24 protein-coding genes and 1 pseudogene are annotated in these 26299 nt (G+C 58.6%); 9 read left to right on the forward strand and 16 right to left on the reverse strand.

The features are described 5' to 3' along the window. Window positions 1-48: 48 nt before the first annotated feature. The 11 genes and pseudogenes from OS242_RS14520 to OS242_RS14570 all read right to left on the reverse strand — a co-directional run bounded on the left by OS242_RS14520 (window position 49) and on the right by OS242_RS14570 (window position 13756). Window positions 49-1980: a glycoside hydrolase family 15 protein gene (locus OS242_RS14520; RefSeq protein WP_267152412.1), complete on the reverse strand. Its 1932-nt coding sequence runs from the start codon at window positions 1978-1980 to the stop codon at window positions 49-51. A 4-nt stretch (window positions 1981-1984) separates the two neighbouring features. Then, window positions 1985-2827 carry a sugar ABC transporter permease gene (locus tag OS242_RS14525; protein ID WP_267152413.1) on the reverse strand — a complete coding sequence of 281 codons (843 nt, stop codon included), beginning with the start codon at window positions 2825-2827 and terminating at the stop codon, window positions 1985-1987. Window positions 2828-2843: 16 nt separating this feature from the next. Then, entirely contained in the window at window positions 2844-3749 is a 906-nt protein-coding gene (locus OS242_RS14530; protein ID WP_267152414.1) for a carbohydrate ABC transporter permease, read from the reverse strand. A 72-nt stretch (window positions 3750-3821) separates the two neighbouring features. Further along, complete coding sequence (locus OS242_RS14535; RefSeq protein ID WP_267152415.1) at window positions 3822-5093, reverse strand: extracellular solute-binding protein; 1272 nt, start codon at window positions 5091-5093, stop codon at window positions 3822-3824. A 201-nt stretch (window positions 5094-5294) separates the two neighbouring features. Next, entirely contained in the window at window positions 5295-6404 is a 1110-nt protein-coding gene (locus OS242_RS14540; RefSeq protein ID WP_267152416.1) for an ABC transporter ATP-binding protein, read from the reverse strand. A 99-nt stretch (window positions 6405-6503) separates the two neighbouring features. Continuing rightward, a complete protein-coding gene (locus OS242_RS14545; RefSeq protein WP_267152417.1) occupies window positions 6504-7487 on the reverse strand; it encodes a PucR family transcriptional regulator in 984 nt (327 codons plus the stop codon). A gap of 102 nt (window positions 7488-7589) precedes the next feature. Next, the gene (locus OS242_RS14550) at window positions 7590-8948 is read right to left on the reverse strand and encodes an MATE family efflux transporter (RefSeq protein ID WP_267152418.1); all 1359 of its coding nucleotides are present in this window, start codon (window positions 8946-8948) and stop codon (window positions 7590-7592) included. Between the two features lie 170 nt (window positions 8949-9118). Beyond that, window positions 9119-9415: pseudogene (locus OS242_RS14555) on the reverse strand (arsenate reductase family protein); the annotation flags it as partial. Window positions 9416-9769: 354 nt separating this feature from the next. Further along, window positions 9770-10912, reverse strand: coding sequence for a GerAB/ArcD/ProY family transporter (locus OS242_RS14560; protein WP_267152420.1), 1143 nt, complete (start codon window positions 10910-10912; stop codon window positions 9770-9772). A gap of 4 nt (window positions 10913-10916) precedes the next feature. After that, window positions 10917-12131 (reverse strand): Ger(x)C family spore germination protein, encoded by a 1215-nt coding sequence (locus tag OS242_RS14565; RefSeq protein ID WP_267152421.1) that lies wholly within the window; start codon window positions 12129-12131, stop codon window positions 10917-10919. Continuing rightward, window positions 12110-13756 (reverse strand): spore germination protein, encoded by a 1647-nt coding sequence (locus OS242_RS14570; RefSeq protein WP_267152422.1) that lies wholly within the window; start codon window positions 13754-13756, stop codon window positions 12110-12112. The genes OS242_RS14565 and OS242_RS14570 overlap by 22 nt, the downstream gene beginning before the upstream one ends. A 90-nt stretch (window positions 13757-13846) precedes the next feature. On the opposite strand from OS242_RS14570, the gene OS242_RS14575 reads away from it, so the two are divergent. Together OS242_RS14575 and OS242_RS14580 are read left to right on the forward strand one after the other, a co-directional pair. Further along, window positions 13847-14014 (forward strand): hypothetical protein, encoded by a 168-nt coding sequence (locus OS242_RS14575; protein ID WP_267152423.1) that lies wholly within the window; start codon window positions 13847-13849, stop codon window positions 14012-14014. Between the two features lie 22 nt (window positions 14015-14036). Next, complete coding sequence (locus tag OS242_RS14580) at window positions 14037-15173, forward strand: hypothetical protein (RefSeq protein WP_267152424.1); 1137 nt, start codon at window positions 14037-14039, stop codon at window positions 15171-15173. A 380-nt stretch (window positions 15174-15553) separates the two neighbouring features. Here OS242_RS14580 and OS242_RS14585 read toward each other — a convergent pair whose 3' ends face one another. Beyond that, window positions 15554-16513 carry an isopenicillin N synthase family dioxygenase gene (locus OS242_RS14585; protein ID WP_267152425.1) on the reverse strand — a complete coding sequence of 320 codons (960 nt, stop codon included), beginning with the start codon at window positions 16511-16513 and terminating at the stop codon, window positions 15554-15556. 269 nt (window positions 16514-16782) lie between these two features. Here OS242_RS14585 and rpsF point away from each other — a divergent pair, with 269 nt between their 5' ends. Together rpsF and rpsR are read left to right on the forward strand one after the other, a co-directional pair. Then, window positions 16783-17082 (forward strand): 30S ribosomal protein S6, encoded by a 300-nt coding sequence (gene rpsF, locus OS242_RS14590; protein WP_267152426.1) that lies wholly within the window; start codon window positions 16783-16785, stop codon window positions 17080-17082. A 29-nt stretch (window positions 17083-17111) separates the two neighbouring features. Beyond that, complete coding sequence (gene rpsR / locus OS242_RS14595; protein ID WP_267152427.1) at window positions 17112-17408, forward strand: 30S ribosomal protein S18; 297 nt, start codon at window positions 17112-17114, stop codon at window positions 17406-17408. A gap of 80 nt (window positions 17409-17488) precedes the next feature. Here rpsR and OS242_RS14600 read toward each other — a convergent pair whose 3' ends face one another. Continuing rightward, on the reverse strand, window positions 17489-17662 hold the full coding sequence (locus OS242_RS14600; protein WP_267152527.1) for an asparagine synthase: 174 nt from the start codon (window positions 17660-17662) through the stop codon (window positions 17489-17491). Window positions 17663-17874: 212 nt separating this feature from the next. On the opposite strand from OS242_RS14600, the gene OS242_RS14605 reads away from it, so the two are divergent. From OS242_RS14605 to OS242_RS14615, 3 genes are all read left to right on the forward strand, one after another. Next, on the forward strand, window positions 17875-18720 hold the full coding sequence (locus tag OS242_RS14605; RefSeq protein WP_267152428.1) for an MltG/YceG/YrrL family protein: 846 nt from the start codon (window positions 17875-17877) through the stop codon (window positions 18718-18720). 110 nt (window positions 18721-18830) lie between these two features. Then, complete coding sequence (locus OS242_RS14610) at window positions 18831-19895, forward strand: type III polyketide synthase (RefSeq protein ID WP_267152429.1); 1065 nt, start codon at window positions 18831-18833, stop codon at window positions 19893-19895. A 6-nt stretch (window positions 19896-19901) separates the two neighbouring features. Beyond that, entirely contained in the window at window positions 19902-20462 is a 561-nt protein-coding gene (locus OS242_RS14615) for an isoprenylcysteine carboxyl methyltransferase family protein (RefSeq protein ID WP_267152430.1), read from the forward strand. A 55-nt stretch (window positions 20463-20517) separates the two neighbouring features. On the opposite strand, the gene OS242_RS14620 is transcribed toward OS242_RS14615, so the two are convergent. Continuing rightward, complete coding sequence (locus OS242_RS14620; RefSeq protein ID WP_267152431.1) at window positions 20518-20793, reverse strand: DUF1292 domain-containing protein; 276 nt, start codon at window positions 20791-20793, stop codon at window positions 20518-20520. Window positions 20794-20861: 68 nt separating this feature from the next. Here OS242_RS14620 and OS242_RS14625 point away from each other — a divergent pair, with 68 nt between their 5' ends. Beyond that, the gene (locus OS242_RS14625; RefSeq protein WP_267152432.1) at window positions 20862-21749 is read left to right on the forward strand and encodes a 4Fe-4S binding protein; all 888 of its coding nucleotides are present in this window, start codon (window positions 20862-20864) and stop codon (window positions 21747-21749) included. Between the two features lie 48 nt (window positions 21750-21797). Here OS242_RS14625 and OS242_RS14630 read toward each other — a convergent pair whose 3' ends face one another. Both OS242_RS14630 and OS242_RS14635 read right to left on the reverse strand, forming a co-directional pair. Next, window positions 21798-22445 carry a TerC family protein gene (locus OS242_RS14630; RefSeq protein WP_267152433.1) on the reverse strand — a complete coding sequence of 216 codons (648 nt, stop codon included), beginning with the start codon at window positions 22443-22445 and terminating at the stop codon, window positions 21798-21800. Window positions 22446-22508: 63 nt separating this feature from the next. Beyond that, window positions 22509-23045 carry a PadR family transcriptional regulator gene (locus OS242_RS14635; RefSeq protein WP_267152434.1) on the reverse strand — a complete coding sequence of 179 codons (537 nt, stop codon included), beginning with the start codon at window positions 23043-23045 and terminating at the stop codon, window positions 22509-22511. Window positions 23046-23222: 177 nt separating this feature from the next. Here OS242_RS14635 and OS242_RS14640 point away from each other — a divergent pair, with 177 nt between their 5' ends. Further along, complete coding sequence (locus OS242_RS14640; protein WP_267152435.1) at window positions 23223-26246, forward strand: efflux RND transporter permease subunit; 3024 nt, start codon at window positions 23223-23225, stop codon at window positions 26244-26246. Window positions 26247-26299 lie beyond the last annotated feature (53 nt).

Below are 26299 nucleotides of genomic sequence, written 5' to 3' on the forward strand. Positions count from 1 at the left end.
TGGAAAACGCCACATGATCGCTCATGTGACGTTTCCTCTTCTTCCTTATTATGCACCGAAATGCTCCAAGATCGTCAAGACATACATCGCGTGCGACCACGTCAGCGGCACGACCCACACCGGGCCGCCGTTTTCCTTGTCGACCTGCTCCGGGAGCAGACCGGTCGCGCATTGATGCTTCAGCACCCATTCCAGCATCTCCTGCACCGTCTCGTTGTCACCGCGGCGGTTGGCATCCAACGCCAGCCACAGCGTGCCGAGCACCCACGGATTGCCCCCGACGTAGTGGTCGTCCTCGTAGCGGCGGATGCCGCCGACGCCCGGCTGCCAGCAGGACTCCCGCACCGCTTTCGCCGTGGCGACGACCTTCTCGTCGTTTGCATCGATCAGTTCAAACGGATAGGAAATGCCGAGCAGCGACACGTCGACAATCGGATCATACGCTGCCACATAGCGGTCATAGCCGTGCTCATCCTGCTCGACCGATACTTGCTTGCCTTCCGCTTTCAGCCGTTCGTGTTGTTCGGCCGACACGCGCAGGTTCACGCCGCGATACCAACTCTGCTTCTCTTCATTGTACAGCCCGGCCACTTCGCCGAGGATCTTTTGCCCGGCCGCGCGGTACCCGGCCGCCTTGCCGTCGCCAAGGTGCTCCGCCGCATCGGCGACGGCCAGCAACGCCGCCGCCACCGCCGCCGAGGAATACGTGTGTTGGGCATAGCGCTCTTCCCACAGGTCCATGCTCGGGCGCGGGAACCGCTGCTCCCCGTCCAGCGTCGTCAGCAGGTGATCCGCGCCTTTTTCCATCGCGGTCCAGCAGACTTTCAGGAACGCCTCGTCCTTGGTGATCAGGAAATGTTGCCACATCCCCCACAGGATCGAAGCCGGTTCGTCCGCCTGATAGCCCCACGACGGCGCAAGGTCCCCGTTCATATAATGGCGGTGATCCCACGCGCCGTCCGGGTCTTGCGCCTTGATCGCCCACTCGTAAAACTTGCGGCCGATGTCGGTGTAGCCCGCTTTGTCGATCGCCGTGGTGATGTACCCGGCATCGCGACCCCAGCAGTAGCCGTAGCCGCCGCAGCGGGTCCAGTGCGGATCAAACTCAGGAGCTGCGATCAGCCCGCCGTGTACCGCGTCCGCCATCAGGGAGAACACAAGCAGCGAGCGGCGGTACATCGTATCGAGCCGCGCATCGCCCGTCTGGATCTGCTTGCCGCGCGCAAGGAATGCCCCTGCAGCTGCCTCCGCCTGTTTGCGCAGGGAGTCGGCCCCCGCCGCACGCGCCTCGGCCAGCACCGCGCTCGCCGCCTGACGAGACTCGCCAAACGCGAGGTAGACCGGGAAGTGCGCCTCAGCACCCGCCGCCACCGTCGCCGTCCAGACTTGCGCCGCGTCCGCACCGAGCGACACGTCACCGCCGTTGAACCGGCGCTGATGCAGGTGGTGCTGCACGCCGGTCACTTGGAAGCCGAACGGCGCGTCCTGCCCGCCGACCATCGCCCAGTAGGAGCGCTTGAAATGCGCGATGGCGCTCGCGTCGCGGTCGTAGAGCACCGAGTTGTACAGCGCGTTTTCTTCCATGTGGAACTCGGTGAAGTAGAGGAAGTCAACCTCCACCGCTTCCTCGCTCCGGTTGATCACGCGATAGTGGCGCACGATCACATCCGCGTCCGGCGTGACAAAGTCGTACGAGGCGATGGCAAACGGCAGATGCGCGTGTTCGTACGTCGTCTCGACGATGTTCGTGTCTTCGAGATAGCGGTGAGAATGCGTGAACTCCTCGCTGGAGAGGCGGTAGATGTGCCCGCTTTGACCGGGAACCCGCACAGCCGCTTCCGTTTTGTGCACATGCTGCGCGTAGTCGATCGTCGGCCAGAAAGCACGGACGAGTTCACCGTTTGCGGTGAGGCAGGCCAAGATGCGGCCGTTGCCGATCACCGAGTCGATCAGATAGGGTTTGCCCATGTATTCCGTCATGATATCAACCTTTCGAGCCGCCCGCCGTCAGACCGGAAACCAGCCAACGCTGAGCGACAGCAAAGAATAAAAGCACAGGGATCGTGATCAGCACAGCACCGGCCGACATGTAGTGCCAATCGGTGCGGAACTGGAAGACAAACGTGCGCAGACCGACCGGGAGCGTGTAGGCCGACTGTTCGCTCATGAACGTCAAGGCGAACAAAAACTCATTCCACGCCGTGATGAATGCGAAAAATCCGGTCACCGCAAGCCCGGGAAGCGCCAGCGGCAACACGATGCGGTAAAACGTACCCCACGTGTTCAGCCCGTCGACCTTCGCCGCTTCTTCCAACTCGACCGGAATCGAATCAAAATAGCTCTTCAACATCCACACGCAAAACGGCAGCGCCGTCGTCATGTACGCGAGGATCAGTCCGGTGTACGAATTGAGCAGTCCGAGATTTTTGATCAGGTTATACAGCGGCACGATCAAGATCGCCGCCGGGAACATCTGGGTCAGCAGGAACGAGTACATCACGCCGCGCTTGCCGGGAAAATTGAAGCGGGAGAGCGCGTAGGCCGTCGTCGCCGACAGAAACACGGCCAGCACCGTCGTCAGCAACGCGACGAACACCGAGTTCCAGATCCATTTGAGAAATAGGTTATCCTTCATGGCAAATAAGTATTGGTAGTTTTCCCAAGTGAACGTCTCGGGTACCAGATGGATCTCCGAAGTGAAGATCTCCGCCGCCGGCTTGAACGAAGTGGACAACAACCACAGGAACGGGAAGACGGCGATCACAGCAAACAGGATCAGCACAGCGTGCACCAACACGCGCTCCGTCCAGGAGATGCGATTTATCATGAGTCGTACCCTCCTCCTATTTTTCCTCGGTCATCTTCAGCACCCGGCTGTAGAAGAAGCTGAACGCGATCAACAGCGACAGGATGATCACCCCGTACGTCGTCGCCTCGGCCAACTGCCAGTTGTTGAACGCCTTGACATAGGCAAATGTGACGAGGATCTGCGTCGAATTGTACGGCCCGCCCTCTGTGATCAAATAGATGACGGCAAACAGATTGAACGTCCAGATCACGCCGAGCAGCGTCGCCGTAAAGATCGTCGACTTCATCTGCGGCAACGTGATGTGCAGGAACTGTTGGAAGCGGGAAGCGCCGTCCACATAGGCGGCTTCGTACAGATCGCGCGGGATCGACTGCAGTCCGCCAAGGAACGTGACCATCATAAACGGAAAGCCGAGCCAGACGTTGGTGATGATCACCGCCGTCATCGCCCAGACCGGGTCGGACAGCCACGCCACCCCTTCAAAGCCCATCTTGCGAAGCACCATGTTGATAAAGCCAAACTCACCGTTGAACATCCATCTCCACGCAAACGCCGAGATGAACGACGGCACCGCCCACGGGATCAACAGCAGCATGCGGTACAGCCCGCGCCCTTTGATGTGACGGTTGAGCAACAGGGCCAGACCAAAGCCGAGAATGAAGTGGAAGAACACGTTCGTAAACGTCCAGATCATCGTCTGTTTCAGCACCCCGAGAAACTCGGCAAGCCCCTCGCCGGCCAGCACCCGTTTGTAATTGGCCAGCCCGATCCATTCATAGCTCGCCTTGACGAACTTGTTGCCCATGTTGTACTGATCCATGTTGGTGAAGGAATAATAAATCCCCTGCAACAGCGGAACGAACACGATCAGCAGCATCAGCAACAACGCAGGCAAAATGAACAGGTAGGCGGCCTTGTTGCGTCGGATCGCCCGAAGCATGGCAGGACCTCCTCTTGCGGATAAAAGGAGGGGAAGGCCCGTAGAGCCTTCCCGTCTCCTCCATATCGGCCGTTATTTTTTCAGCAGAGTCTTCCAAGCGGTTTCAACAGACTTGAGCGCCTCAACAGGCGTCTTTTCCCCTTTGACCGCCGCTTCCAGAGCCGGGGTGAAGGCGGTGAACAGTTGGCCGCCTTCCGGGATCACCGGACGGTTGGTCGCTTTGTCGAGCTGTGCTTTGAAGCCTTGCAGGATCTTGTCGTCTTTCAGCGCCGCATCGTCATACGCGGACTGACGGGTCGGGAGCAGTTTGTTCTCTTTGGCGAGCAAGACTTGGTTTTCTTTTTTGTTCAGGAACTCGATAAACTTGTACGCCTCATCCGCATGCTTGGTGCCTTTGTAGATGACGAGGTTGTGGCCGCCGACCGGCGAGCCTTGGCCCTTCGGACCTGCCGGGATCGGCGCGATGCCAAAGTTGTCCGGGTTGCTCTTGAACTCTTTGCCGCTGAGGATGTCAGCCGTCGCCCACGGACCGTTGATGATCATGCCGACCTTGCCTTCTTTGAAGTCGGTCATCTGGTTGTTGTATTGGTTCGGGAAGTCGAAGTTTGCCTGCGAGAGCTTGTCGTTTTTCAGCTTCAGCAGGAATTCGAGACCTTGAACCGACTCCGGCTTGGTGATTTGGATCTCTTTGGAGTCGGTGACGGTGCCGCCGCCAAACGCCCAGAGGAACGGCTGGAGGAAGTAAGAGTCGGCCGACACGTAGTAGCCGTATTGCCCTTTGTCCGGCTGGGTCAGCTTTTTCGCCGCATCGTAAAATTCATCCATCGTCTTCGGTGCGGTTGCGACGCCCGCCTCTTGGAGCATACGCTTGTTATAGAGCAAGGCCGGCGCATCGGTCACTTGCGGGATGCCGTACGTCTTGCCCTCGTAGATGTTGTAATTCATCGGCGCTTTCATGTAATCGGCTTTGTCGGCCGCCGAGATCTTGTCATCGATCGGGAGCAGGAAGCCGAGCGCCGCAAATTCCGGCGTCCAGGCGATCTCCGCCCGGATCACGTCCGGCGCGTCGCCGCCTTGAGCGGCCGTCTTAAATTTGTTCTGCGCGTCCGTGAAGGGAACCGGTTGCATCTCGATCTTGATGTTTTTGTTGGCCGCTTCGAACTCTTTGACGATCTTTTCGAGCGTCTTGGTCTCTTCGGGGTTCATCGTCTGCCAGAACTTGATCGTCACGTTGCCGTCCTTCGACTGCGCGTTTTCCTCTTGTGCGCCGCTGCCGGAACAGCCCGCCAATGCTGTCATGGCGAGAATCGCGGCCATCGACAGCCCCAGTGCTTTTTTCTTCATTTCTGTGATCCCCCTTTATATCGGTTGCGCTTACATCTTGATCAAATCTTTCCAACTACACCAGATCTTCTGAATACGGCACTATCATACATCCAAAACGAAATTTGTGCAACCGCTTGCATGTCCATTTTTTTGAGAAAAAGAAAACGCCTCCCTGTGCGGGAGACGTTTCTCTTTGCCGTATCGTATGCGGGTGAAGTGTTAGAAAATCGCTTGTTCCGTATCCGCGTGGAACACGTGGATCTTGTTGATGTCGAGTGCCAAGGAAACTTTGGTCAGCGGTTTGATCTCCGAACGAGCTGCCACTCGCGCCACGAGCGACTGACCCGCCAGGTTCAAGTAGACATACGATTCAGCGCCGAGCAGTTCGACCACTTCGACGTCCGCTTGGACGGTGGAATCAGGGAATGTATCGAGCACCATCGGCTCGTCATGGACGTTTTCCGGACGGATGCCGAGGATTACTTCTTTGCCGACGACGCCCGCTTCACGCAGCGCCGCGTAACGGCCTTCCGGGAGACGGACGTTTGCGCCTTCCGCGCGGAAGAACAGCGCGCCGCCTTCTTCGACGAGGTTGCCGCGCAGGAAGTTCATCGACGGGGAACCGATGAACGACGCGACAAACACGTTGTTCGGATGGTTGTAGATCTCTTGCGGCGTGCCGACCTGCTGGATCAGGCCGTCCTTCATGACGACGATCCGGTCGCCCATCGTCATCGCTTCCGTCTGGTCATGGGTGACGTAGATGACGGTCGTTTGCAGGCGTTGGTGCAGCTTGGCGATCTCGGCGCGCATCTGCACGCGCAGTTTCGCGTCGAGGTTGGAGAGCGGCTCGTCCATCAGGAACACTTGCGGTTCGCGGACGATGGCGCGGCCGAGTGCGACGCGCTGGCGTTGACCGCCGGACAGCGCTTTCGGTTTGCGGTCGAGCAGGTGCTCGATGTCGAGGATCTTTGCCGCGTCGCGGACGCGCTTGTCGATCTCCGCTTTGCTGACTTTGCGCAGTTTCAGGCCGAACGCCATGTTTTCATAGATCGACATGTGCGGGTAGAGCGCGTAGTTTTGGAACACCATCGCGATGTCGCGGTCTTTCGGGTGCACGTCGTTGACCAGACGGTCGCCGATCAGCAGTTCCCCTTCCGTGATCTCCTCCAGACCCGCGATCATCCGCAGCGTGGTCGATTTCCCGCAGCCGGACGGACCGACCAACACGAGAAACTCGCGGTCTGCGATGTCGAGGTTGAAGTCTTTGACGGTCGCCACATCAGCGGTGTAACGCTTGTAGACATGCTTGAGTTGAACGCGTGCCATTGTCATATCCCCTTACCGAGTAGATTTGCTCTTAGTATATCGTTCCTGCCCGCTTTCGACGATTGGACAGATTGAACAAAAGGTGCGGGGTGCGCTTGTTCAGAGTGACCGACAGAGCGTCAACGCCACCCACAGCGTCCAGCCCTGAATCGGCTTGCGAATGTCATAACCGGTCAGTTCCGTCACCCGGTCCAGCCGATAGAGCAACGTGTTGCGGTGGATATACAGCGACCGAGCCGTATCGGCCACCTGTTGCCCGTGCTCCAAAAACGCAAAGATCGTCTCGCGAAGCTCGGCCGACAGCGACTCCAGCACCTGACCCGGCAGCACCTCCGCGAGAAAATCATCGCGCATCTCCGTCGGCAGTCCGTACAGCAGCCGGGCGATGCCCAGCCGGTCATAGCGATGCACCGACTCCCGGCTGCGGTACAGCCGTCCGGCAGCCAGCGCAAACTCCGCTTCATAGCAGGCCGGCGCCAGATCGCGCAGCCTCTTCACAGCCGACACGCCTGCCACCGCGGGCGCGTACAGCTCCGCCTCCAGCGTCCCCAACACCGCCCTCAGCCCGCCGTCCGCCTCCTCTTCGATCCGCTCCGGCGGCAGCAACAGCCGAATCGTCGACGACCCCGACCGCACGAGCAGCCCCGCCTGCCCCTCGCCTTCCTCCTGCTCTTCATGCGCCAACAGTTCGCCGAGCAACGCCATCGCGTCGCCGAGCAACTCCTCCTCTGCATCGCCCCGCAGTTCCACCGCCACCACGACCGCCGCATCGCCCGGCCAGCCGATCTGAGGCAACACCTGAGCCAGCCGTTCCGCCGACACCTCGCCCTCGCCGCCGAGCCACGAGAGCACCTCCTGCCGCATATGCGCCGACTCTTGCTCGACGCTGCTGTACACATACAACTCCAGCAGTTGCGCCATCTCCGGCGGCATCGCCGCGACCGGCACGCGCAAACGGTTTCGCCCCCCCGCCGGTATCCACCACACTCCGTCTTCACACAGCGGCCGCGTCATCGCGCCTTCCTCCATCGTTCCGAACGAACGTAAAATCTCCGCCAGCCTCACCTGTTCGATCATCTTCATCCTCACTTTTCCCGAGCGTCATGTGCTTCTACTGTACCCGAAAACGGCAAAAAGGAGCAACGCCGTCTCCCGCGCTGCCCCATCTGTCGTTTTTCCTGTCAATCAAGCCTGTGCCGCTTCCGAACGCGGCTCCTTCGTCACAAAGCCCATCTTCTCCCAACGTCTGGAACGCCAGCGCCACAGCATCAGCAGACCGCGCAGCCACTCATCGCAGGCAAACGCGATCCACATCCCGGCGAGTCCGAGGCCGAAGTGAATGCCGAGAATGTAGCAGAGCGACACCGACACGCCCCACATCGAGAGGATGCCCATATACACCGGAAACTTCGCATCGCCCGCCGCCCTCAGCGACGAGATGATCACGAGATTGAACGTGCGTCCCGGCTCCAACAGGATCGTCAGCAGGATCAACGTCCCGCCGAGCGCGATGATCTCCGGATTGTCGGTGAAGATCGACAGCAACCGCTCGCGGAACAGCGAGAACAGCAACGCCATCAAAAGCGACACGACCAGTGACAATTTCAGTGATCGCATGCACGTCTGATACGCCGCCTCCTTGTCGCCCGCGCCGATCTGATGCCCGACGAGGATCTGCGTCGCCTGACCGACCGCGACCGAGAACAGGTAGATGAACATCATGATGTTTTGCACATAGATCTTCGTCGTGATCGCTTCCGCCCCGAGCATCGCCACAAACGTGACCACCGCGATCTGCGAACCGTTGTACGACAAGACCTCCCCCGCCGCCGGCACGCCGATACGCAAAATGTTCTTCAGCACCTGCTTCGGATAGCCTGTCAGCAGATGCCACGGCAGTTGCATGTCAACGCGACGCACCAAGATCCACATCAACACCGCCGCCCCGACGATCCGCGAGATCACCGTCGAACAGGCCACCCCGGCGACGCCTTCCACCGGCAGATCAAACGGCCCGAACAGCACAAACCAGTTGCCGACCACGTTCAGGACGTTGACGCCCATCGTGACATACATCGCGTCCTTCGTATATCCGTACGAGCGCACCACCGTGCCGGCCGTCACCGAGATCGCCTCAAAGAAGAGCAGGCCGCCGACGATGGCGAGGAACATCCGTCCCGGCTCCATCAACTCGTCCGGCAACCCCATCGCCGAGAGCAGAAACGGTCCCAAGAAATACAGCACCGCCGCCAAGACGATGCCAAAAATCAAATTGACTGCCAGCGACACGACGACCACTTCGGCCGCCTTTTCCCGCTCTTTCGCGCCCAGATACTGCGATCCGACAATCCCGGCTCCGAGCGCGACAAATCCCAACATCACAATCGCAAATCCGATCAATTGATTCGCCACACCGACAGCTGCCACCGCATGATCCGAATAGCCGCTGAGCATCAGCGTATCCGCGTTGCCCATCAGCATCCGCAGCGAGATCTCCACGAAAATCGGCCATGTCAGAGCAAAGAGCGTCAGTTTCTTATCCATCTGGTCTCCACTCATCTCTTCTCTAGAAATAAAAACAAAGCCTAGTATACCACTTGACGGACTGCCCTGACACCTGACGACATTTCCCTGAATTCCCCGGGAAATATCGACAGCCTCTGCAAAAAAGGCAACACTCCCCACACAGTATGGGAAGCATTGCCTTCCTATTCTTATCGGATCAACTCCGCGATCTTCTCTTCATCAAGCCCGACGACGATCCCTTTTTCCGTTTGAATGATCGGCCGCTTGATCAGAGTCGGCTCGCAGGCCATCACGTCGGCCAGATCCTGCTCCGTCATCGCCAGCAGCTCTTCCTTGCGCTCCTTGTATACCGGCGAGTTGGATCGTACCAGATCATGCACCCGCAGACCCATCGCCTGCGCGACCTCCAGGATCTCACCGGCATTCAACATGCTGTCCACCAGATTCCGTTCGACAACTTCCGCTCCCGAGAGAACCTCTCTCGTCTTTTTGGTCTTGCTTCAGGTCGGGTGATACATCATCGTGATCGACATACAGACCAACTCCTTTTTTCTTTTATTCTATCATTTCCACCGATCCTTTTGGTATATTTCCCCCGCTCCCGGAGTAGACTGCTACCATATCCCGCAGCCGCAAAAGGAGCGTATCTCTCATGACCCCGACCAAACATCAGCGTCAACTCATCCTCGCCTTCATCCAAAAGAAAATCAGCGAAGACACCCTCCGCCAATCCTTGAAAAAATGATCCCAGGCCCTTCCAAACAGACCTGCCGCCAAAAAGCGCCCCTCGAAAAGCACCGGAGACGCCGTGACTTTCCAAGAGGCGCTTTTTCCGTCGCTCAACTCGACTTGCGCATCTGCGCCTGCTTCTCCTCCTCCGCCTCCTTGCGGGCTGCGGCGAGCTTCTTTTTCCTCAAAAAGCCGGCTGCAAAGACGAGCATCGGCACCCCGAACGCCACCGCGAGCGCGGCCGGCGGCCAGTAGTCGGACAACAGACGCATCGCGCGGCCGTGATCGAGCACCACCCAATAGCCAAATCCGCCGAGCACCAGCGTTGTCGGCAGGATCACCGGGCGATAGTCTTTCAGACCGAGCACATGCGAGACCGACATGCAGGCGCACATCAGGCTCATCATCGTCTGCACCAGCGCCGACGTCGCGAAAAAGGCGATCATGATCATCTCGTAGCGGTGGATAAACTGCCCGATCTCCGCGCTGCGGGCGAGTTGCATGCAAGCGACGATGTACTGCCCCGTCATCTCCGGCGAGAGCACCCCCGCTTCCAAGATCGGCCACTGGAGGACAAACAGCCCGCCGTACACGATCGCCAGCGGCGCAGACTTTTTCCACGTCAGACGATCTCTCACCAGCGGCAAAATCAACGCCGTCATCAACGTGGCCATCGCCCAGTCGGTGTCATTGTGGCGAGACGCCTTGATCGTATTCACAAAGCCGTTTTGAAAGACCGGCAGCAGTTCGCGAATATCAAACTGATAGATCGACCCGAACAACACCAGCACGTTCAGCGCAATGATCGAAAAACTACCGACCAGCGCCATCCGCGCGATCACCTCCAGCCCTTGATACACCGCGTAGACCGCAACCGCGCCTCCGACCAAGATGAACACGATCACCGGCACCTCAGGCAAAAAATAATCCATCAGATGATACACAAACGTGATCATCACCGTGCCAAACGCACCGAGGAAAAAGAGAAAGAGCAAGGCGGCGATCAACTTGCCGCCCCATTTCCCCAGCAACAGTGCCGCCTGCTCCACCATGTTCTTCTCCGGCAACCGCAGCATGACGATCACCGTGATCAGCATCACCGCCATCCCTTGCAGCGTCGATAAGATCGTCGCCATCCACATGTCACTGCCCGCCTCGCGGGCCATGATCCCTTGCGTTAGCCCAATCGCCTTGGCATAGACCATATTCACCACCAAGCCCATCAGCATCCCGTTGGTGATGCGCACCTTCATGAGATCACTTCCTTGATTTTGTCGCCTTGTGCAGCAAAACCGGGCTGTTGATATTGGCTTCCACCGTCACCCGCACCTGCGCCTTTTCAAACGCATCGTCCCAGCTCTGCGCCATCTGCCGCCACTCGGCCGGGTAGTGATTTTCAAACACCTTGCCGAGCTCCAGAAAATCCACGTGATAGCGCTTCTGAGCGGCTTCCAGCACACTCTCGATCTCCCCGCGCAGAAGATCGGCCGCCTCCTTCTCCGCTTGCTGCATCCACACATACTGATCCTCGACATCGGGGCACCCGAGTTCCACCAGATCGATCATGGCCTTCACCCGCACGTCGAACTCGACCTTCCCCTTCTCATACACCGGCTTCACCTGAAATTTCGCGTTCTTCATCTCCAGCGTCGAACTGCGCTCCCGTTGACCTGCGCAAGGCAATGTGATCACTCGTGATTCCACATGTTCGACGAACCAGAGCAGCCCGTGACTCTCCTTGGTCGACAGCCAGCCGACCATCTTGTCCCGGTTAAACACCGCCGTCCCGGACAGTTCCACCTGCGGATTGGACCCAAACTCCCCGTTCGCCTTGGCGGAGATCTGTCGGTTCTTCGGCGATACGCGAGCCAGCACCGGATGCGTCGTGCGGCTGAGATAGGCGGCTTGCAACGTTCTCATATCGGTGCGCGGCGCTTCCGCCACGATCTCGCTGTAGCGAAACAGTTTGTCCATCGACACGCCGGGGATCACCTCAAGACCGGTCTTTGTCGTGATCAAGTGACTGGCCTCATCCTCCGTCACCACCACCCAGGTGCGCATCCGCAACTCATGATTGCGCGAAAAAAAGTCGATGATCTCGCTCACCCCTTCGCGAGCCACCTCCTCGTTGATCACGATCACCTGATTGTGAGCCCAAAACACCCGCCTTGACGAATAGCGAGCCAGATTGCGAATCGCCTCAAAGATCGACCGCCCCTCCGCGCTCGCCGTCCAGATCGGCTGCCCCGTCCCGGCTGTCGGCGCTCCGGTCTGGCCGCGCACATCGCCGGGACGGGCGATCTGCGCCGTCACCTTGATCGTGCCCGGCTCCTTGCCTTTGTCGAGCCCGACCGCCATCACCATCGCCAAATCATCGATCTCACGCGACCCCAGACACCCCGTCATCAGCAGCGATGAGATCACCAGCCACAGAACCAGCGTCGTTCCCTTTACGACTTTCCGCTTCTCCACGGCCGACTCCCCTTTCGCTTCCCTTTGCCAGCGTTTGGCGCCTCCTCCTCATCCGCCATCCGCGATTCCGCACTCTCGTCTCCCTCCCCCTCCTCATCGGGGGGAGCCGGCATCTGATTCGGGCCCATCCTCGTATCATCCGCCCCCGCGACCGCCGGCCGTCGATTCATCATCCAGATCGGCATCCGCAGCACCAGATCCTGTTGCTCGGACGGTTGAAACGGCGCCGCGGGCGACAGGTAGGACTGTCCGAACGAGCGCAAGGACAGCGCATGCAACACCAACAGCGAAAACACCGCCGCAAATCCGAGCAGCCCCAGCGCCCCCGACGCCAGCAACAGCGGAAAGCGCAACACCCGGATCGAAAACGACGCCGCATAATTGGGGATCGCAAACGACGAGATCCCCGTGATCGCCACCACGATCACCATCGTCGGCGACACCAGCCCGGCCTGCACCGCCGCCTGCCCGACGACCAGCGACCCGACAATCGACACCGCCTGCCCGACCGGACGCGGCATGCGCAGCCCCGCCTCACGCATCAGCTCAAACGCCACCTCCATCACCATTGCTTCGAGAAGAGCCGGAAACGGCACAGACTCGCGCCCGGCCGCAATCGACAAGGCAAGTGCCGTCGGGATCATCTCTTGATGAAACGACACCAGCATCACATACATCGACGGAAACGTCAGCGAGATAAAAAACGCGATAAACCGAACCAACCGAAAAAACGACCCGGCCCAATACCGCGAATAAAAATCATCGCTCGCCTGCAAAAACTGCCAAAACGTTGTCGGCAAGATCAGCACAAACGGCGTATTGTCCACAAAGATCGCGACGCGCCCTTCCAGCAGCGACGACGCCACCTTATCCGGTCGCTCCGTACTTTGGATCGTCGTAAACGGCGACAGCGGTGCATCCTCGATCAACTCTTCGATATACCCGCTCTCCAAAATCCCGTCGATCCGAATGCTCTGCAGCCGCTTGTAAACCTCCTCCACCAGACCTTCCCGCACGACGCCTTTGATATAGGCCACATTGATATCCGTGCGCGTCCGATCCCCGATCTGGAGACCCTCGATCTGCAGATTCGCATCCCTGATCCGCCGGCGCATCAGGGCCGTATTCGTCCGGATATTCTCCGTAAACCCGTCGCGCGGCCCGCGGACGACCGGTTCCGTGGTCGGCTCATCGATCGAGCGGGCCTCCCACCCCCTCGTCGAGATGAGAAACCCCTCTCCGCAGCCTTCCAAAAACAGCACCGTATCCCCCGACAACAGCCCGTTGATCGCTGTATCTATCTTGTCAAACAACAGAATTCCCGTATTGGTCAACACATGCTTCTTTATCTCTTCTGCAAACTGCGGCCCGAGATGCGCATGCTGAAACCGCTCCAACTCCGCCGTATGCATCGTCAACGGACGCATGATGCTGTGGTCGATCTCCTTGGGACTCACCAAGCCATCCACAAAAAACACGATCCCGGTCAAATTCCGCTGCTCGTGATACACAAACTCGCGCTTGATCAAATCGGCGTTCCCGCCCAACACATCCTCGACACAGCAGACATTGTCGGCCAGATCAGTCGACACGCGTTCCTTGAGAAGTTCCCCAACATCCCGCATCCCAAACCAACCCTCTTTTTCCATCGTTTTGCTTATCATTCCAAAAACAGGGCAACTTAATCCAAATACTGCGTATCCGGAGGAACGCCAATGGATCTCTATCACAACTGGGTCTACGTCCACGTCCTGAACACCCCTTGGTTTGTCTGGGGCATCGTCCTCATCGTCCTCACCTTCAACCTCCTCTCCCCGGTGATCCTCTGGATCACCTTCAGCGGCCGCAAGATCCGCTGGCAAAGCATCAAAAAACAACTCTGAACTGCGAAAGGAGACCTTCCTCATGAACCAAGCATTCAAATTCCGCGACCGCACCCGCTACATCATCAACACCGACCGGGACGGCCAGCCGTCCCAAAGCGGCCAAGTCCACAGCAGCCCCGAACAACTCCAATCGGTCATCGCCAACATCCTCGACTTCTTTGCCCATCAAGACAACCAAAACACCCCGCCGCGCCTGCTCTTCTACTGCCACGGCGGCCTCGTCGACGAAGCCCGCGCCCTCCAGATCATGCAGCGCCAATACCGCAACTACCTGCAAAACAACATCTACCCCGTCTTCTTCATCTGGGAATCCGGGTTCTTTGACATCCTCGAAGACGTCGGCAACTCCCTCGTCAGCGAAATCTTCGACCCCGTCGCGCCCCAACACACCCGTTTCTTCTCCCACATCTTCCGAGGCGAAGGCCCCCTCGACGAGACCATCGAAGAGCTCGCCAAAGGCTTCTCCGGCGGGTGGTCGGCTTGCAAAGAGCGTGCAAGCCGCGTCTTTGGCGACGGCGGTTTCGGTTGGCAGTTTCTCACCCAACTCCTCACCGCCCTCCGCTCCCGCAACCTCCATCCCGAGTTCCACGTCGTCGGCCACAGCGCGGGCGCGCTCGTCCTCGGCGAGTTGCTGCGCAACCTGCGCACCCACCGGATCGACCTCCCGATCCGCACCTGTTCCCTCTACGCCCCAGCGTGCTCCCTCGCCTACTTCGACGACACCTACATCCCGGAGATCACCGCCCCCACCCAGCGCATCGCCGAATTCTACCTCTACACCTTGACCGACGACGAAGAAAAAGCGGACGCCTGCATCCCCGTCCGCTTCTATCGCTACACCCTCTTTTCCATCTACCGCAAATCCCTGCTCTACCTCATCTCCCGCGGCCTCGAAGGAGCGGCAGAAGACGTGCCGCTCCTCGGCATGGAGCGCTACGCCGTCGAATCGGCCAACCTCGCCCACATCTGGGCGGCAGCCCGAGGTGCCCATGTCACCTCCGGCACGGATGTCACCTGCACCTCCGCCGTCGACGCCTGCACCTTGCATCTCTCCTTCAGCCAGCACACCCACGGCGGCTTCGGCGAGACCGCACAGGTTCTGAGCAGCACCTTAAAGACCATCCGCCGCGAGGACGCCCTCACCTACCCATTTTGACAAAATCCGCGCCCAACCGACAAAAAACGCGCCACACCTCCGAACCATCTCGATGGATAGATTTTCTTTCTGGGGGCCAACAACATGAACAAACAAAAAACAAAACAAAAGCGCCACGCCATCATCCTCTCCTTCATCCAAAAAAAAGTCGACGAAACCACCCTCCGCAACACCCTAAAGAAATAAAAAAGGTGTCCCCAAAAACCGGGACACCTTCTTCCTTTTCTTTTCCGCCGTCAGGCCCCACCCGCCCGCCACCGAGACAATCGCAGGCGGGGGGAGGGGAGGTCCTTTGGAGGAGCGAGTTTTTTACGACACCGTCTTAAATGTCTGAGCGGGGCAAAGGACCTCCCCTCCCCCCGCCGTCACCAGACTAACGCCTACTTCTTCTTCACAAGCCCAATCTCAACCAACCGCTCATACAGGAAATCCCCCGCCGTAATCGCTTCCCACTTCTCCGGATTCTCCTCCGTCACACAAGCCGGAATCGTCTCCAACAGAGCCGCACTGTACGGATGCACAAAATAAGGCATCGAATACCGCGACGTATTTTCCCCCTTCGGATTGACCACCCGATGAGTCGTAGCCGGGATCACACCGTTGGTGACGCGCTGCAACATATCCCCCGCATCAACGACGATCTGCCCTTTCAACGCCTCAACCGGATACCACTCACCTTCACGAGTCAGCAGTTCCAACCCGGAAGCGGTCGCCTCGCACAGCAACGTGATCAAGTTGATATCCTCATGCTGCGCCGCCCGCACTGCATTCGGGTCCATCCCTTCCTCCAGCGGCGGATAGTGAATCGCCCGCAGCACATGGTTGCCGTTGTGAATCATATCGGTAAAGAAATTCAACCGCAGATCAAAATGCAGCGCCAACGCTTCCAGCATATTGCGAGCCACACGCTCCAGCTCATAATACAAATTCAACGCCTGCTTGCGAAGTTCCGGCAATTCCTCCACCCAGATATTCGCCGGATAATCGTCCGTCCCATGAAGCGGATGCCCGACCGGCAGTTCCTGGCCAACATGCCAAAACTCCTTCAGATCGCCGACCGTCCGGTTCTTCGCATGTTCCTTCCCAAACGGCGTATACCCGCGCTGCCCGGAAACAACCGTCACATACTTCCGCTTCGTCTCCTCATCAAGCGAGAAGAACTCCTGAAACAGCGCATAGTTGTTCTTGATGAGATTCGGGTCAATCCCATGACCTTCCAACGTAATAAATCCGGTCTCTTTCAGACCAGCCGCAAACTCATCCGCAAACTTCGCACGCTCGGAAGCATTCCCGTGCGTATAAGATTTCAAATTCAACGTGCGCACCAAATTTTGAGTCATCACCAGATCCCCTTTCAACTGCTGAAAACGGTTTCAAATCACACAAAACACAAAAACTCTTCCTACTAAGTATACCCTTACCATCTCACCTCCTACTCTACCACGCCCCCTACCCCCTCGCAACAAAAATTTGTCCAGACGTCTGACATCTAACCTCTCATTCTCACACTTGTATTCTCTCTCCTGTCCGTGCTATACTGTTTCTCGTGCATTTGAAACGTGCATACCTTGCTCCCACGGGGGCCAAACGTCCAAAAGGAGGGCACGCAATGCGTACCTACGAAACCATGCTTGTTATCAAGACGAGCCTCGAAGAAGAAGCTCGCGACGCAGTGATCGCCAAGTTCGAAGGCGTGATCGCGAAGGAAGGCGGCAACGTACTTCCGACCACGAAACTCGGGAAGCGTCGTCTGGCGTACGAGATCAACAAAAACCGCGAAGGGTTCTACGCTCTGTTGAACTACGAAGCGAACTCGACCACTCCGGCTGAGCTGGAACGCCTGATGAAGATCGATGAGAACATCATCCGCTACCTGACCGTCGTCAAAGAAGAAGTTACGAAAGCCTAATTCCATCAGTGATCAAGGAGGTTCCTTCCATGAGCGAACAACGCGAAGAACGTCAACATCAACCGCGTGAACAACGCGAATCCCGTCCGGGTGGCTTCAACAAGAAGCGCCGCGGCAAGCGCCGCAAAGTCTGCAACTTCTGCGTAGACAAAGTAAAAGTTGTCGACTACAAGGACATCAACCGTCTGGGTCGCTACGTTTCCGAACGTGGCAAGATCCTGCCGCGCCGCATCACCGGCAACTGCGCAGCTCACCAGCGCGCTGTTACCCTGGCGATCAAGAACTCTCGCATCGTAGCTCTGATGCCGTACACCACGGAAGTTTAAGAGCTTAGACATAAAAAGGAAGAGCCTCTCCTCAGAGGACTCTTCCTTTTTTGTGTTGCCGAACCCGTCATCACATTCGCTTAGCGGCGGTGCTCAAACAGATCGATCGCACCGAGCACCACGTGAGCCAGTCCAAAACCGGCCACGCCCCAAGCGACAGCCGGATCGACTTTATCCGTGCCGCGCAGCACAAGGCCCGTGGCGGTGACAGCCGTGCCCAAGACCACCGGGATCAACCCTTCGCGAGTATCCATCACCATGTCTTGACCCATCATGTCACATTCCCCCTCTGCGAGATGTGGAGTTCTTCCCTATCCTCTCTCGCAGCGGGGCCGCTTATGCACTTGTCATAGAATGTTGCGTTGTCGCCACCATCTACCACTTTCGCCATGACCCCCGTAAAGTTACAATAGAATCCTAACTATCTAGTTGGGGGGCACTCTACTCAACAGGGGGCAATATATTGATGAACCAACCGCAACCGTTTGACTTGTTGCGCGAAACTGTTGGCAAACCGCTGAAAAAAGCGATGCAAGACCTCGGCTGCCCGTCGTTGCCGAACGGTCTTTTGACGACAGAACACCGCGTGTTCCTAGATGCAAAACTGGATCACCTGCCGAGCGACCTCGACGCTTTGGACCGTCTGGTCGTCAAGCAAGCGATGAACGGCAAAGTGATCCGCGTCGGCCATGCGCCTGCCGGGGAGAGCCTGTTTACCGTGCGCTTCCCGTTGCAAAAGGCAGCCTGCGTGATCACATTCGCCTACTACCTCGACCAATGGAGTGTACACAGCATCGATGCGATCCAGACCCGCGCGTTTCAACTCAGCCGCGTGCTGATCGGCGGCGCGGTCGGGTCGGCCGTCTCCTTTGTCGTCGCGTTCCTACTCTTTGGCACCCCGGGTGACGACATCGTCGCCCAAGCGAACAAAGAAGGCTACGTCGTCCTGACCAAAGAACAATACGAAGCGAAGACCGGCGAACCGGCACCGGTCCAAAGCGGCGAGTCGAAGGCGAAGACCGCACCGGGTACGTCCGTTCCGACTCACACCGATACCGCCGCCAAAGACAAAGACGGCAACGATCCGAAAAAGGATCAGAAAACAGACGAGCCGGTCTCTTTCACGCTCCAATCCGGCATGACCGTCAACGACCTGACCTCCTTCCTCAAACAAGAAGGCCTGATCGCAGACCAAGCCGCCTTCAACCAAAAGCTCACCCAAGAAGGCATCGACACCAAGATCCAACCCAAAACCTACAATTTCAAAAAAGGCATGACCGAGCAGGAAGTCCTCAACGTCCTGCAAGGCTGACCCCAGACGAAAGCTCCCTCTCCATATGGACAGGGAGCTTTTTCTCATACATATTCCCCTAAACTTTGGAAAAGATAGGATCGACAACACATTTCGGGAAGAGGGATTTCATGAACCCTGTGATCGCATCGGTTGGAACTGCCATACCCCCTTACGAGATCGCGCAGGAAGCGTCCCGTGAGTTCGCCCGCCGACTGTTCGCAGACGCGTACCGCGACATCGACCGGCTGCTGACCGTCTTTGAATCGGCACAGATCGAGAGCCGACGCTTTTGCGTGCCGCTCGACTGGTTTGGCGAAGGGCATACGTTTGCAGAGAAAAACCGCCTGTACATCGCAAACGCGATCTCGCTCGCGATCGAATCGATCCAAAACGCCCTGCGTCCGCTCGGCCTGAGCCCGCAGGACGTCGACCACCTCGTCTTCGTCTCATCGACCGGCATCTCCACGCCGAGCATCGACGCTCACGTCTTCAACCGCCTGCAGATGCGCTCCGATCTCAAGCGCACACCGATCTGGGGCCTCGGCTGCGCAGGCGGTGCGGCCGGGCTCGCTCGCGGCTTCGATCTGGCGGCCGCTCACCCGGAGGAGATCGTCGTCGTCGTCGCGCTGGAACTGTGCGGGCTGACCTTCCTCCACGCCGACCGCTCCAAAAGCAACCTGATCGCCACCTCGCTGTTTGGCGACGGTGCGGCGGCCGTCGTCCTGCTCGGCAGCGAAGCGGCTCGCCATCGCAGCGTCAAAGGGGCGGAAGTGCTCGCCTCGCAATCGACGATCTGGCCGGACACGCTGGACATCATGGGCTGGGATGTGAACGAGCAGGGCCTTGGCGTCATCTTCTCCCGCGATATCCCAAGCCTCGTCGAGTCCAAGGTGCGGCCGGAGGTGGAGCGGCTGTTCGACCGCTGCGGCGTGCCGATCACAGACCTCAAACGCCTGACCGCGCACCCGGGGGGCGCCAAAGTGCTCACCGCCTATGAACACGCCCTCGGCCTGCCTGCGGAGGCGTTCCGCCATTCGCGTGACGTGCTGCAGGCTCACGGCAACATGTCGTCTTGCACCGTGCTGTTCGTGCTGGAGCGCGAACTGCAAGAGACGCACGAAACGGGCGAGCCCGGCCTTGTCCTCGCGCTCGGACCGGGATTTGCCTGCGAACAAGTCTTGCTGCGGTGGTGATGACACATGTCTTGGTTCTGGGTCCTCTTTTTATTCGTGATCCTGCAACGCCTCGCCGAACTGCTGATCGCGCGGCGCAACGCCGCCTGCATCCGCTCGCTGGGCGGCTATGAAGTCGGAGCGGAGCACTACCGCTACATCGTCTGCCTGCACATCGGATTTTTCCTCGCTCTGCTGACAGAAGTCTATGCAAGGGGTTTGGAAGATGCCGTCCCGATGAGCCTGCCGCTGGCGGTCTTTCTCGTCGCCCAAGGGTTGCGCGTCTGGGTGCTGTCCTCGCTCGGGCGGTTCTGGAACACGCGGATCTTCGTCCTGCCCGGTAGCGAGCCGGTGCGTCGCGGCCCGTATCAGTTTCTGCGCCATCCCAACTATGCGGTGGTCGCCCTGGAACTGCTGACCCTGCCGCTGGTCTTTCAAGCCGTGTACACCGCTCTGCTGTTCACCTTGCTCAACGCCTTTGTCCTGCGCGTGCGCATCCGGGCCGAGGAGCGGGCGCTGTGCGAGGCGACCGCCTATGGCGAAGCGATGGCCGAACAGCCGCGCTTTCTCCCCCTGCGGCGCAAATAGCTCCTCAAAAAAAGCCGCTCGGTATCGCACCGAACGGCTTTTGCGTGAAATGGTCCTATGAGGGTTCGTGTTGCACGTCGCCGTTTCCTTCTTCTGCAGGCGCCGCATCCACGGCGAGTTGGTACGCGTCGAGCAGCGATTGGAGCTCCTCAGGATCTTGGATGCCGACCAGCTCTTGATCGTCTCCTTCGCCTTCGACCTTCATCAGCATCGTGTCCTCATCGGAGGCCAGCAACACATAGGACTGGTCGTTCATCTCAAACAGCCCTTCGATCCCAAACTCGCGCTGTTGACCCTGTTCATCTTCCACCACGATCACGTCTCGGATCATCCTTATCACCTCCAGCCCTAGCGTTCCCGGAACTCGCAACCACTACCCAAAACAAAGGAGCGTCGACCATGCGCAAATGGACAGGCCCGCTCGTCTTCCTGCTGTTCTTTCTCGTCCCGTATCTCAATCTGTTTCGCATCGACATTCCGACCGGTCACTACTACTGGTTCACGCGCCGGTTCCCGTTCTCGGAAGCCTTGCCGCTGCTCTTGACGGTGCTCTTGCTCGTCTTCACCGTGTTCGGCCTGTCTTTCTTCCGCCCGCGCCTGTTCTGCTCGCACATGTGCCCGCACAACACGACCTCGCGCTGGTTGCGCAAACTGATGCAATGGAAGCTCGACATCCCGGTCGGCATCCTGCTCTCCCCGCTGGTTTCGTTCACCCTGCTGAGCTACTTCGCCGCTCCGGCCACCGTCTGGGCCGCCCTGACGCGAGGCACGTCCACGATCCTGCTGGTCGCCTTCGTCGTGCTGACAGTGTTCGTCGGCTATCTGCTGCTCCGGTTGCGTCAGGACTTTTGTAAAATGGTTTGCCCGTACGGTTTCTTTCAGCACCTCTTTGCACCGGACGCGCCCAAACGCAGCCAGCAGTGGATCGTCGTCATCGTGCTTCTCCTGCTGACGGCGGGCATGGTCACCACCGCCACGCTGACCTCAAGCGTCGAGATCTCGCTGGTCAGCGGCACCCGCGTCCCGACTCCAAATGCGGTCACGTATACCTACACCGTGACGCTCGCCAACGACAGCGCCGTGCCGGAGACGTTTACCCTGCGCCACCTCGCCGGACCGCCCCCGGCCGGCAGCCCGTTTCTGCCGCCGCCGCTGGTTGCCCCGGGCGAGAGCAAAGGCGTGCCCGTCGCGTTTCAAGTAGCTCGTACAGAAGTTGTACATTTCGAGGTCTGCGCCACGCAGTCGGCGATCTGCAAACCGTTCTCCATCTCCCTCTCCGGCCCCTGAACAGGCCTAAAAAACGGAGTCCCGCGCACCGGCACGGGACTCCGTTTTTTAGGCCATTCGCTTCGACACAAACGAAGCCGCACCGGTCGCCACCACCGAAACGACGTGGAACGCCCCTTCCGGCACCTGCAACGGTGCGAGCATAGCGGCGACAAACTGCTCCTCGACGATCATCGACGAACCGGTCCACGACAGCACCGCCACCCCGGCAAACAGCACGATGGGATAGCGGTGCAACAGCCGCCCGATCAGGCGGCTGCCCCACAGGATGCAAGGGATCGAGACCAAGATCCCGATCGAGAGCAAAAACCAATCGCCGTCCGCGATGCCGACGATGGCGAGCACATTGTCGAGCGACACCATAAAGTCGGCGAGGATGATCACCTGGATCGCCGCGATCAGCCCTTTTCCTTTGCGCATGTCGTGCATCTCCTGCTCATCGCCGAGCATCTTGAACGCGATGTAGAGCAGAAACAGACCGCCGATCAGCTTCAAATACGGCGTATTGATCAACACCACCGCCACCGCAGACAACGCAATGCGCAGCAGGACTGCTCCCATCGTGCCCCAGAAGATCGCCTTCTGACGGATCGGTTCCGGCAAATGACGGGTCGCAAGTCCAATCACCAACGCGTTGTCCACGGAGAGAATGGCCGAGATCAGCAAAATTTCAATCGCCAGCAGCGCCTCGTGCAATCCGACCGCCTCCCTGTCCACCCTTCTACAGGTAAGCGTATGACGGGAATCGCCGGAACTTGTCTACCGCAGCTTTGAAAATACCCCGATGGCAAACTCGCACCAATCGATCCACGTCTGCACAAAGCGCGTCCCGTACTCGATGGTCAGGTATTCACCGATCTCCTGCGGCACCGGGTGATCGTCAGGAAAATGTTCTTGCTTCCACAGATTCATCAGCGAGATGATCTCCTGATGCGCCCGCTTGCTCTCTTCCAAAAAAGCGATCGCCCGCTCCGGCGGGATCAAGTGAAACAAAGAGACGCGCAGCAGAGACTCATTTTTCATCTTCGGCGGCTTCGGACTCTCCGACAGCCACGTCAGCAGCGCTTCCAGACCGGCATCTGTCAGCGAGTAGATCTTTTTATCCGGACGGTCCGACTGCTCCACCACCTGATGATGCAGCAAGCCCTCGTCCTCCAACTTTTGCAATTCGCGATAGATCTGCGTGTGATGGGCGTTCCAAAAATGACTGACCTCCTGCGTAAACCGCTGCGTCAGATCATAGCCGGACATCTCCGCTTTCGAAAGCAACCCGAGCACCGCATAGCGCAAGGCCATCTTTCATCCCTCCTGCCCCTACGAGCATATCACGTTCTGCACCGATTCGTAAAACTTATACAAAATCTATACAAACAGACTTGCCGAAACCAGAACATGGTGATAAGATGATCTCGAATCATATGTGAGTTTGCACATATGGACGACACTCCTACCGGGAAGGAATGACGACACGAGATGAATGCCCTAACTCGCGTATCGCTCAAAAATCCGATCGCGATCTTTATCCTGTCCTTTTTGCTGATCGTCAGCGGCACGTATGCGTTTCAGTCGCTGAAAGTCGACCTGCTGCCCAACATCGATGTGCCGCAGTTGTCGATTGAGGCCGTCTATCCGGGGGCTTCTCCCGATGTGATCGAAAAGCAAGTCACGAGCAAGCTGGAATCGCAACTGAAAAATGTGGAGGGTGTCGACCAGATCACCTCGCAGACGTTTGAGAGCGTCGCGCTGATCCAGCTCACCTTCCCCTTTGACACCGACATGAACGCCACCCAGCAAAAGGTGGAGGACCTGATCGGCAAGACTGTCCTGCCGTCCGAGGTCAAACCGGAAGTCAGCCGCTTCTCCTTCGGCTCCTTCCCGATCATCAACGCGGCGATCACCGCCAAAGGCTCCACCGACGTGCAGAAACTGCTGGAAGAAGAGATCCAGCCCGAATTGGAAAAGATCCCGGGCGTCAACTCCGTCGCCGTCGGCGGCACCGCCAAAGAACTGGTCACGATCACGCTGAACAAAGAGCAGGCGTTAAAATCCGGCCTGACGCTCTCCAAAGTCCAAGAAGCGATCAAAACCAAGTTCCTTTCCATGCCGGCGGGCACCGTGGTCAACGACTCGATCCTCGTGCCGATCCGCGTCGAGGAGAGCCTCGACACCGTCGCCGATCTGGAGTCGCTGAAAATCAACGAAACGCTCACCCTCAAAGACATCGCCACCATCAAAAAAACGACCTCCAAACCGGAGATCATCCGCTACAACGACCAAGAGTCGATCGCCTTGACCGTCACCAAAAAACAGGATGCCAACACGGTCGAACTGGCTGACCAAACGCTCGCGGTCCTCGATTCCTACAGTGACCAAATCGAGTACGGCCTCGTCCTCAACCAGGCGGATTCGATCAAAAAGTCGGTCGAGTCGCTGATCAAAGAAGGACTGCTCGGTGCCCTGTTCGCCTCGCTTGCCGTGCTGCTCTTCCTGCGCAACATCCGGGCGACGATCATCGCCGTGCTCTCGATTCCGCTGTCCCTGCTCGTCTCGGCGATCTTCCTCGCCCAGGCGAACATCACGCTCAACGTGATGACGCTCGGCGGCATGGCGGTCGCGGTCGGTCGCGTCGTCGATGACTCCATCGTCGTCATCGAGAACATCTTCCGCCGCATGAAAAACAACCGCGAGGGGCTGGACCGTCGGGAGTTGACCATCCAAGCCACCGCCGAGATGCTCAAAGCGATCACCTCTTCCACGCTGACGACCATCGTCGTCTTCCTGCCGCTCGGCTTTGTCGGCGGCATCACCGGCGAGTTCTTCCTGCCGTTCGCGCTGACCATCGTCTTTGCCCTGCTCACGTCGCTGATCGTCTCGATCACGCTGACGCCAGTGCTGGCCAAACTGTCGTTCTCCAAAGTCACGCACGAAGAAAAAGAAGACGCGCTTCAACGCTTCTACGCCCGCGTCATCGAAGCGTCGCTCCGCCGCAAATGGGTCGTCTACGTCGTCTCGCTGGTGCTGCTCGTCGGCTCGCTGTCCCTGACCAGCCAACTCGGCTTTGTCTTCCTGCCGAACGAGTCGCAAAAGCTGCTCTCCGCGACCGTCACCCTGCCGCCGTCGACCGTCATTTCCAAAACGAACGACGTGTCGCTGCAGATCGAAAAGATGCTCAAAGAACACGACACCGTCGAAACGGTCTTCGTCGGCCTTGGCTCCCGCAATTTCCAAACGGGTCTCAAGCAAGAAAACACCGCCTCCTACTTCATCTCGCTGCAGGGAGATGCGGTCGTCCAAGAGGAAGTCGACGCCATCGAAGCCAAAATGAGCGAGATCGTCAAACAATCGGCGGAGAAATCCACCGTCTCCGTCATGGAGATGAGCACCGGCGGTCCGCCGAGCAACAACAACGTCAACATCGACCTCTACTCCAACGACCAAGACAAACTGATCGCAGCGTCGCAACAGGTCGAGGAGTTCCTCACCAAACGGGAAGACCTGCGCTATGTGACGAACAACATGCGCGAAAAGCAAAAGACGTGGGTCATCGAGATCGACCCGCAAAAAGCGTCCGACTACGGCGTCTCCGCCTTTACCGTGCTCGGCTTGACGGCCGACCAGACCCGTCCGGTCTCCGTCGGCAACCTGACGCTCGACGGCAAAGACCAATCGGTCGAACTGGTCTATGACCGTCCGCTCGCCTCGAAGAGCGAACTGGAAGACCTGACCCTCTTTGGCACCAAAGGTCCGGTCCCGCTCAAAGAAGTGGCCGCCGTCAAAGAAGTCGAAGCGATCTCCACGATCCAAAAGTTTGACGCCAAAGTGTTCGCCCGCGTCTCCGCAACCATCGACGCGCCGAACGTGCAAGCAGTCTCCGCCGCCACCATCGCTGCCGTCAAAGCGGAAGTCGAACTCCCGGAAGGCGTCTCCTTGGAGGCAGGCGGCGGCAGTGACGAAACCACGCAGACTTTCAAAGACCTCGGCCTCGCGATGCTGGTCGCCGTCGGTCTCGTCTACCTCGTCATGCTGTTCACCTTCGGCCAAGCGCGAGTGCCGATCATCATCCTGTCCTCGCTGCTCTTTGTGCCGGTGGGCGCGGTCCTCGGCCTGTACGTCATGAACGAACCGCTGTCGATCTCGGCGATGATCGGCGTGCTGATGCTGATCGGCATCGTCGTCACCAACGCCATCGTCCTCGTCGACCGCGTCGGCCAAAACCGCGAGCAGGGGATGAAGATCCGCGACGCGCTGATCGAAGCGGGCAAAACGCGCCTGCGCCCGATCCTGATGACCGCCTTTGCCACGATCTGCGCACTGATCCCGCTGGCGCTGACCTCCGCAGAAGGCAACGTCATCTCCAAAGGCCTCGCCGTCGTCGTCATCGGCGGTCTCTTGTTCGCCACCCTGCTGACCTTGGTCATCGTGCCGGTCACCTACGAACTGTTCTTCCTGCGCACGCACCGCAAAGAGCAAGCGGCAAACGAAAACAGCAGGCAATAAAAAAAGCCAACGCGACCGGAAATCCGGAAGCGTTGGCGTTTTTTTTAGGTTTG

The sequence above is a fragment of the Tumebacillus lacus genome (assembly GCF_026410385.1).
In the GTDB taxonomy this organism is placed as follows: domain Bacteria; phylum Bacillota; class Bacilli; order Tumebacillales; family Tumebacillaceae; genus Tumebacillus; species Tumebacillus lacus.

What these genes read in the sequence shown, in the direction of transcription:
- OS242_RS14520 (WP_267152412.1), bottom strand. Translation starts at nt 1,980, where the DNA reads ATGACGGAATACATGGGCAAACCCTATCTGATCGACTCGGTGATCGGC.
- OS242_RS14525 (WP_267152413.1), bottom strand. Translation starts at nt 2,827, where the DNA reads ATGATAAATCGCATCTCCTGGACGGAGCGCGTGTTGGTGCACGCTGTG.
- OS242_RS14530 (WP_267152414.1), bottom strand. Translation starts at nt 3,749, where the DNA reads ATGCTTCGGGCGATCCGACGCAACAAGGCCGCCTACCTGTTCATTTTG.
- OS242_RS14535 (WP_267152415.1), bottom strand. Translation starts at nt 5,093, where the DNA reads ATGAAGAAAAAAGCACTGGGGCTGTCGATGGCCGCGATTCTCGCCATG.
- OS242_RS14540 (WP_267152416.1), bottom strand. Translation starts at nt 6,404, where the DNA reads ATGGCACGCGTTCAACTCAAGCATGTCTACAAGCGTTACACCGCTGAT.
- OS242_RS14545 (WP_267152417.1), bottom strand. Translation starts at nt 7,487, where the DNA reads ATGAAGATGATCGAACAGGTGAGGCTGGCGGAGATTTTACGTTCGTTC.
- OS242_RS14550 (WP_267152418.1), bottom strand. Translation starts at nt 8,948, where the DNA reads ATGGATAAGAAACTGACGCTCTTTGCTCTGACATGGCCGATTTTCGTG.
- OS242_RS14560 (WP_267152420.1), bottom strand. Translation starts at nt 10,912, where the DNA reads ATGAAGGTGCGCATCACCAACGGGATGCTGATGGGCTTGGTGGTGAAT.
- OS242_RS14570 (WP_267152422.1), bottom strand. Translation starts at nt 13,756, where the DNA reads ATGCGGGATGTTGGGGAACTTCTCAAGGAACGCGTGTCGACTGATCTG.
- OS242_RS14575 (WP_267152423.1), top strand. Translation starts at nt 13,847, where the DNA reads ATGGATCTCTATCACAACTGGGTCTACGTCCACGTCCTGAACACCCCT.
- OS242_RS14580 (WP_267152424.1), top strand. Translation starts at nt 14,037, where the DNA reads ATGAACCAAGCATTCAAATTCCGCGACCGCACCCGCTACATCATCAAC.
- OS242_RS14585 (WP_267152425.1), bottom strand. Translation starts at nt 16,513, where the DNA reads ATGACTCAAAATTTGGTGCGCACGTTGAATTTGAAATCTTATACGCAC.
- rpsF (WP_267152426.1), top strand. Translation starts at nt 16,783, where the DNA reads ATGCGTACCTACGAAACCATGCTTGTTATCAAGACGAGCCTCGAAGAA.
- rpsR (WP_267152427.1), top strand. Translation starts at nt 17,112, where the DNA reads ATGAGCGAACAACGCGAAGAACGTCAACATCAACCGCGTGAACAACGC.
- OS242_RS14600 (WP_267152527.1), bottom strand. Translation starts at nt 17,662, where the DNA reads ATGGATACTCGCGAAGGGTTGATCCCGGTGGTCTTGGGCACGGCTGTC.
- OS242_RS14605 (WP_267152428.1), top strand. Translation starts at nt 17,875, where the DNA reads ATGAACCAACCGCAACCGTTTGACTTGTTGCGCGAAACTGTTGGCAAA.
- OS242_RS14610 (WP_267152429.1), top strand. Translation starts at nt 18,831, where the DNA reads ATGAACCCTGTGATCGCATCGGTTGGAACTGCCATACCCCCTTACGAG.
- OS242_RS14615 (WP_267152430.1), top strand. Translation starts at nt 19,902, where the DNA reads ATGTCTTGGTTCTGGGTCCTCTTTTTATTCGTGATCCTGCAACGCCTC.
- OS242_RS14620 (WP_267152431.1), bottom strand. Translation starts at nt 20,793, where the DNA reads ATGATCCGAGACGTGATCGTGGTGGAAGATGAACAGGGTCAACAGCGC.
- OS242_RS14625 (WP_267152432.1), top strand. Translation starts at nt 20,862, where the DNA reads ATGCGCAAATGGACAGGCCCGCTCGTCTTCCTGCTGTTCTTTCTCGTC.
- OS242_RS14635 (WP_267152434.1), bottom strand. Translation starts at nt 23,045, where the DNA reads ATGGCCTTGCGCTATGCGGTGCTCGGGTTGCTTTCGAAAGCGGAGATG.
- OS242_RS14640 (WP_267152435.1), top strand. Translation starts at nt 23,223, where the DNA reads ATGAATGCCCTAACTCGCGTATCGCTCAAAAATCCGATCGCGATCTTT.